Here is a 6341-nt window from a genome sequence, read left to right as displayed (position 1 = left end):
TAGGAAAATGTTCCACGTGGAACATTTTCCTACAGGACGGGGGGAAGGGGCATCGCGGCCGCACCCTGACCCCGGTCCGGCTGCCGCGCTCGCGCGCCTGACCTTGCCGTCCAGCGCACCCATGTCGGCCCTCCCTCTCCGTCGCTCTCACGCCCCCGGTTAGCTCTTCGCGGACGGTCGGGGCACCCGGTCAAAAGAACGGGCAGGCCGGGCCCGCGCGGCGAAGTTTGCACCGGGGCGGTGGCGTGCCCCGCCACCGCGGGCCGACACTATCAGGGCTGCGAGATGACCGCGGGGCACCTTGCCCTGTATCCAGAAGGGCGAGGAGGTGGCGATGGCAACGGTCGAACAGCAGGCGCCCTCGGCGCCGCCACGTGCCGACATGACCAAGCTCCGCGAGCCGGAATTCCGCAACACGCCGATCACGCCCGAGCGCTATTTCGCGCCCGAGTGGGCGGCGCGGGAGTGGGACCGGGTGTGGACAAGGACCTGGCAGATCGCCGGGCTAGTCACCCAGATCCCCAACCCCGGCGACTGGCTAGCGGCCGACTTCGGCCCGGAGACCATCCTTTGTGTCCGCGGCGAGGGTGGCGAGGTGCGGGCCTTCTACAATGTCTGCCAGCACCGCGGCATGCCCGTGGTCCGCGGCGAACAGGGGCACGCGCGAAGGCTCGTCTGCCCCTATCATGGCTGGGCCTATGATCTCGCCGGGCGGCTCAAGACCGTCCCCGACGAGGCGGACTTCCTCCAGGGTTCGCCCTGCGGCAAGCGCAATCTCGCCGAGGTCCGGTGCGAGCTCTGGGCCGGGTTCGTCTGGATCAACATGGACCCGCTCGCCGTGCCGCTCAGGACCTTTCTCGGGCCCATCGTCCCGCAGATCGAGACCTACCCGATGGAGAAGATGGTCCGGACCCACTGGGTCACCATCGAGGGCGATTTCAACTGGAAGCTCATCCAGGACAATTTCAACGAGAGCTACCATGTGCCCTTCGTCCATCCGCAGACCAAGATCGTGCTGGAATATTCCCACCACTACTGCCAGTTTGATCTCTATCCCGAAGGGCACACCCGCATGTTCATGCCCGGCGCCGGGCCGACCCGGCAGCTCCAGGGCGGCGAGAACGAGACGCTCGCCTATCTTGCCGAGGAGCTGGCCTTCTGGGATCTCGACCCCGAGCAGTTCCGCGGCGGGCGCACCGGCGAGATCCGCAAAGCCCTGCAGAAGGCGAAGCGGGAGAAGGGCCGGGAGAAGGGCTTCGACTTCTCAACCTACCATGACGAGCAGCTCACCGACCACTGGCACTACACGATCTTCCCCAACCTCTCGTTCAGCCTGAAGCCAGACGGCAACATCTGGCTGCGCGCCCGGCCGCATGAGCGCGACCCGGAAAAATGCTATTTCGACATGTGGTACATGACGCTGTTTCCCGAAGGCACGGAGCGCTACTATTCGCAGAGCATGTCGGAATGGGTCGATGTCACGGTGGCCGCTCCGCATGTGCAAGGAAAGGTCGGCGAAGTCTCGGCCGGCCCTGCGATCGACCAGGACGTCGCGATCTGGGAAGCACAGCAGCGGGGCCTGAAGTCCCGGGGCTACCTTGGCGACTATCTCGCCTGGCAGGAACGGCGGGTGCGCTGGTTCCACGAGACGCTCGAGCGGTGGATGGCGTCGTGACTGGACTGAGCAAGGCGGGGGTGATGCGTGGCACGCCGTGATGACGGGCGGCCTCTGCGCTCTCGCCGCGGCGCCATCGCCTGGGCCTTGCGGTGCGGCAGGCCCGGTTCGGGAGGGGCAGATGATCGTCGGGTTTGAGGGGCCGCTTGCCGACCGGCTGGCGATCCGCGAGCGGATCGAGGCCTATAATGACGCGGTCTTCCGCCGCGACGCCGATGCCTGGGCCGAGTGCTGGGCGCTCGATGCCACATGGGCGGTCGCCGGGCGCGAGGCCGAGGGGCGGGAGGCCATCCGCACCCTCTGGCTCGAGCTCATGGCCGGCTACGAGGCGGTCGGCATGTATGTCAATCACGGCGCCGTCGCGGTCGACGGCGATGTCGCGACCGCCCGCTCTTACATGTTCGAGATGATGAAGCAGGTGGATGGAACCGGGCTACTCGTCTCGGGTCGTTACGACGACCGGCTGCGGCGCGATGCCGATGGCGCGTGGCGCTTCACTTCCCGCGCCTACACCGTGCTCCAGCTCCGCTAGGCGGAGGCCGGGTCCCTCCCCCAGCGCGTCACCGCCAGCCGGCAGGCGCGGCGCGCTCAGGCGCCGGTCATGCTCGGGTCGTCAGGGGCGCGGGCACCATGGCGGCAGAGCGTGCCATAGAGCGGACCATCCCAGGCGCAGCTGGAAGGCCCGTTCCGGTTCCAGTCCATGACATAGCGGCGGCGGGAAATCCGCCATTCGCCGCCGCGCTTCAGAAGTTCGTCGAGATAGCGGCCGCCCACCTCCATCTCGACCCGGCCGGAATCCGTCTCCGCCTCGTGCCAGGCACGGCAATAGGTCTCCGCCGTTGCCGTTTCGCCATCGATGTCGATCAGCGACTGGCCGAGAAAATGTTGCGTCCGCAGCATGGCCCGGAGCGCAACCAGCGTCGCTTCCGCCCAGGCCGCGGCCGGCACCGGGCCGCTGCCATAGTCGCAGGTCGCCTCGGGCCACCAGACGCCGGCCAGGAGCGCGGCATCGCAGCGGTCGATGGCGCGGGCATAGCGGGCGAGCAGGTCGGCGATCGCCAGCCGGTCGGCGACAAGGTCAGTGGTCATCGGCGGCGGAGCGCGTCGCGGCGGCAGCTCAAGTCATCAGGCGCGCGGGCGCCGAGCGGCCAGCCGGGCTGGAGGCGCAGCAGGTCGTCGGCGGCTAACTCGGTCCGCAGCCAGTCGACAAGCTCGCTGCGGTGGGCGATCTTCCACACGCCCGCGCGCCGTTCGTAGCGGTCGATGTATCGGCCGGCGACGAACAGGTCCTTCGCCTCCCCGTCCTCCTCGATGCGGTGGAAGGCCTGGAAATAGGCTTCGCCGAAAGCAAGGTCCGGGCCCTCGAAATCGATCCGGACTTGGCCCAGCATATGGTGGTTCATGGCATGGGGGGCGAGCACCCCTTGCGCAAAGGCGACAAAACCGTCGGCATCGCCGCGGTAAGCCTCGCCATAATCGGTTGTTGCATCATCGTGAAAGACGGCGCGGTGGAGCGCTGGGTCGAGCCGGTCCTGCGCCCGCATATAGTCGGCGAGCAAGTCGAGGATGGCCTGGCGGCTTTCCAGTCGATCGATCCGGGCCGCAAGGTCAGTCACGGGCGAGCATCTCGTCAAGCGTCAGGTGGAAGCGGCGGATCCGCGCTTCCTGGTAGTTGCCGAGCGTCTGGCCGCGCTTCGTCGAGGCATGGAAGCCGCGCCATTGGGCCGCGAGATTGTCGGTGTCCTGGTCATAGACGGCACCGAGTCCCGGATCCATGCCCGGCACGCTGGCATAGGATTGGTCCGCTGCCACGAACACGGGCTCGGGCGGAGGCTCGCGTGGCGCATCCTCCGGGACCAGCTTCAGGAACAGGAGATCGAACAGGGTGCGGCCGGGGTCCATGCCAAGCGGGCGGAAGCGGTAGATCATCGGCAGCGAGACGCCGGGGAAGAGGCACATGTTGGGAAAGAGATGATATTCGATCGAATCGAGCATCTCGGAATCGGAAAAGGGGGAGAGGTCCACGCCCCAGGCCTCGCCGAGCTGCCGGCGCAGCCGGGCCGCCGCGACCGCCCGGGCGGTGCCGCCCTCGGGGACCGTCGCGTCCCCGATCCGCATCCGCTCGAGAATCTCCTGCTCGGTCAGCTTTCCTTCGAAATGCGGGCTCGGCGTGCCGATGGTGTGGACAAAGCGGGTCACATGGTCCGAGAAGATGTCGTAGCTGGCATTGGCATCCCCGGCGGTCGCGAGCGCCTGGGCATGGGTTTCGACGACATGATAGGCCTCGAGAAAGGCTTCCTGCGCCGCCTTCCAGTTGGTCGGAAGCTCCTTCTGGATATGGAGCGCGATCCGCCGCTTCGAGAGGTCCCAGCGGCCGCAGAGATGCTCGGCGAGCGGGCTGAGCCAGGTCTCGAGCGGCGGTGCGTGCGGATCGGGGTTCACGAACACGAACCCGCCCCATAGCCCGACCTTGAGCTGGGGAAGGGCGTGGCTGTCCTCGGTCACATGCGGGAAGTCCCAGCGGCAGGGAACAAACTTCAGGTCCCCCTCGAGAGTCCAGCGCCAGCCATGGAAGGGGCAGCGCAGCTCGCTCGCGCCGCCGCTGCTGCCCGGCGGCTTCAGCTGGGTGCCGCGATGGAGGCAGGCGTTGGGAAAGGCGCGGATGATCCCGTCCCCGCCCCGCACCAGGAGGATCGAGAGCGTCCCGAGATCGTAGACGATCCAGTCGCCGGCTTCGGGCAGATGCTCCTCGCGGCAGGCCCATTGCCAGGCCCGGCCCCACAGGTGGGTCATCTCGCGGGCAAAGACCGCCGGCGAGGTGTAGCGCTCGTAGGAGATGTCGGAGTCGCCGAGGAACCGGTAGCTTTCGGCCGTGAGCGCCGGCGGCGCCCCGGGGCTGTCGGCGCGGATGATGTCAAGCGCCGACGGCCCCGGGCACCGCGCCGCGCCGGGCGGAAGCCGGGTTTCCGGTTCATCACGCGCCATCCGTCGCTCCTCCTCCTGCCCGCGGCGGGCCTGGGCGCATGCCGATGCCTCGCCGGCCTCCCCTTCAAGACTAATGGCGGGCGTCTCCTGCCGGGCCTGACCATTTTGCCGGGGGAAGAGGGCATGAGCCCCTTGCTTTCGAGGCGGGCTGAGCCAGCTTGCAAAGCAACTGTGCAAGACAAGTTGAGACGGCAACCATGAGGGCGACGTTGTTGGCGTGGGCGGCGGTTCTTTGGTGTAATTGTCCGGTGTCGTCGCGGAATGTTCGGCCGAGTGGGGTTTCTGGGATGATTCCGAGGCCGACTTCGTTTGCGACCAGGATGGTCTCTGCCTGGCAGGTGCCGAGGGCAGCAAGGAGGGTGTCTGTTGCTTGTGTGGGGTTTTGGCCGGTGTTGAGGAGGTTGGAGAGCCGAGTGTCAGGCAATCGATTAGGAGGACTCGATTTGGCTGGCTGAGGTGTTTGTTTGCTGCGGGAAGGTTGAGTGGCACTTCGACTGTCTGCCAGTGGGGGCCCCGGTTCTGGCGGTGGCGGGCGATGCGCTCGGCCATCTCGTTGTCGCGTGCTTCGGCGGTTGTGACATAGACGCAATCGTGGCCACTTGTTTCGGCGAGTGTTTGGGCGAAGCGGCTTTTGCCCGATCGGGCGCCGCCCAGGATCAAGGTGGTTGGAGCCATCGCAAGCCCATTGCCTGCGCGTGTGCTGCGGCATATAGGTGAAATTGCAGCAGGTTCCCAGCGATGGGATGAAAAGGGAACCCGGAAGCAGCGCAAGAGGCATCTTGCTTCGAACGCGGTAGGCCGGGGCTGCCCCTGCAACTGTGATCGGCGAGCCTTCGCCCCTTGTGCCACTGGAGCCATCCGGGAAGGCGGGGTGAAAGGTGCGGACCCGAGAGCCAGGAGACCTGCCTGCTGCAGTCGTTCCATCGCGCGGACAGGGTGTGCCGGGCGATCGAGGATTTCCTCGCGTGACGACAAAACCGGGGTCGTGCGCGGTGGAAGTCTCCACGGCACCAAAACATGCGCTCGGGTCCATCGCCCGACCCCTTTGGTCAACCGTCCAGAGGGGACAGATGATGAATCGCATCCACCTTGCCACTTATCTTTGCCTTGCCGGCCCATGGGTCGGGCCGGCCTGCGCTTCCGACGCGAGCGCCGAGACCATCGTCGTCACTGCCAATCGCGCCCCGACTCCCCTTGCCAGCGTCGGCCAGTCGGTCAGCGTGATCGATGCCGCCGAGCTCAAGACCTTCCAGCGCGTGACGGTTGTGGATGCGCTGCGGTTGGTGCCGGGTGTCACCATCGCTCGCAACGGCGGGATCGGGACGGTGACTTCGGTCAACATCCGCGGCGCCGACTCCGACCAGACGGTCGCCCTCATCGACGGTGTCAAGGTCAATGATCCATCGTCGCCCGGAGGCGGGTTCAACTTCGGGCCGCTGCTGGTCGGCAACATCCGCCGCATCGAGGTGGTCCGCGGCTCGCAATCGGTCCTTTGGGGCAGCCAGGCGATCGGCGGGGTCATCCACATGATCACTGCCGAGCCGACGGACACGCTCGCGGCCAACGCCCGCGCCGAAGGCGGCTGGCGCAACAGCGGCGAGGTCGTCGCCAATGTTTCGGGCCGCATCGGGCCGGTGGCCGCCAGCATCGGGGGCGGCTGGTTCCGGACCGATGGCTTTTC

The 6341-nt window shown here is 67.1% G+C and carries 7 protein-coding genes, 1 pseudogene and 1 riboswitch; of the genes and pseudogenes, 3 read left to right on the top strand and 5 right to left on the bottom strand.

What is annotated here, in order from left to right:
* The first annotated feature begins 334 nt into the window (after positions 1-334).
* Positions 335-1675 (top strand): aromatic ring-hydroxylating oxygenase subunit alpha, encoded by a 1341-nt coding sequence (locus ACWIQA_RS06625; protein WP_448582277.1) that lies wholly within the window; start codon positions 335-337, stop codon positions 1673-1675.
* A 121-nt stretch (positions 1676-1796) separates the two neighbouring features.
* Positions 1797-2207 carry a YybH family protein gene (locus ACWIQA_RS06620; protein WP_448582276.1) on the top strand — a complete coding sequence of 137 codons (411 nt, stop codon included), beginning with the start codon at positions 1797-1799 and terminating at the stop codon, positions 2205-2207.
* 56 nt (positions 2208-2263) lie between these two features.
* On the opposite strand, the gene ACWIQA_RS06615 is transcribed toward ACWIQA_RS06620, so the two are convergent.
* The 5 genes and pseudogenes from ACWIQA_RS06615 to ACWIQA_RS06595 form a co-directional block, all read right to left on the bottom strand.
* Positions 2264-2764, bottom strand: a complete 501-nt coding sequence (locus tag ACWIQA_RS06615; protein ID WP_448582275.1) for a nuclear transport factor 2 family protein — start codon at positions 2762-2764, stop codon at positions 2264-2266.
* On the bottom strand, positions 2761-3291 hold the full coding sequence (locus ACWIQA_RS06610) for a nuclear transport factor 2 family protein (protein WP_448582274.1): 531 nt from the start codon (positions 3289-3291) through the stop codon (positions 2761-2763). The genes ACWIQA_RS06615 and ACWIQA_RS06610 overlap by 4 nt, the downstream gene beginning before the upstream one ends.
* On the bottom strand, positions 3284-4660 hold the full coding sequence (locus tag ACWIQA_RS06605; protein WP_448582279.1) for an aromatic ring-hydroxylating dioxygenase subunit alpha: 1377 nt from the start codon (positions 4658-4660) through the stop codon (positions 3284-3286). Before ACWIQA_RS06605 ends, ACWIQA_RS06610 begins: the two co-directional genes overlap by 8 nt.
* A 70-nt stretch (positions 4661-4730) precedes the next feature.
* The gene (locus ACWIQA_RS06600; protein WP_448582278.1) at positions 4731-5084 is read right to left on the bottom strand and encodes a bifunctional adenosylcobinamide kinase/adenosylcobinamide-phosphate guanylyltransferase; all 354 of its coding nucleotides are present in this window, start codon (positions 5082-5084) and stop codon (positions 4731-4733) included.
* Positions 5085-5131: 47 nt separating this feature from the next.
* Positions 5132-5335 (bottom strand): annotated as a pseudogene (locus ACWIQA_RS06595) (bifunctional adenosylcobinamide kinase/adenosylcobinamide-phosphate guanylyltransferase); the annotation flags it as partial.
* A 34-nt stretch (positions 5336-5369) separates the two neighbouring features.
* A riboswitch (cobalamin riboswitch) is annotated at positions 5370-5584 on the top strand.
* A 146-nt stretch (positions 5585-5730) separates the two neighbouring features.
* On the opposite strand from ACWIQA_RS06595, the gene ACWIQA_RS06590 reads away from it, so the two are divergent.
* Positions 5731-6341 (top strand): TonB-dependent receptor (locus ACWIQA_RS06590; RefSeq protein WP_448582273.1); only part of this gene is annotated, 611 nt, incomplete at its 3' end.

The organism is Thermaurantiacus sp., assembly GCF_053487655.1.
This window is presented reverse-complemented; position numbering and strand designations above follow the sequence as displayed.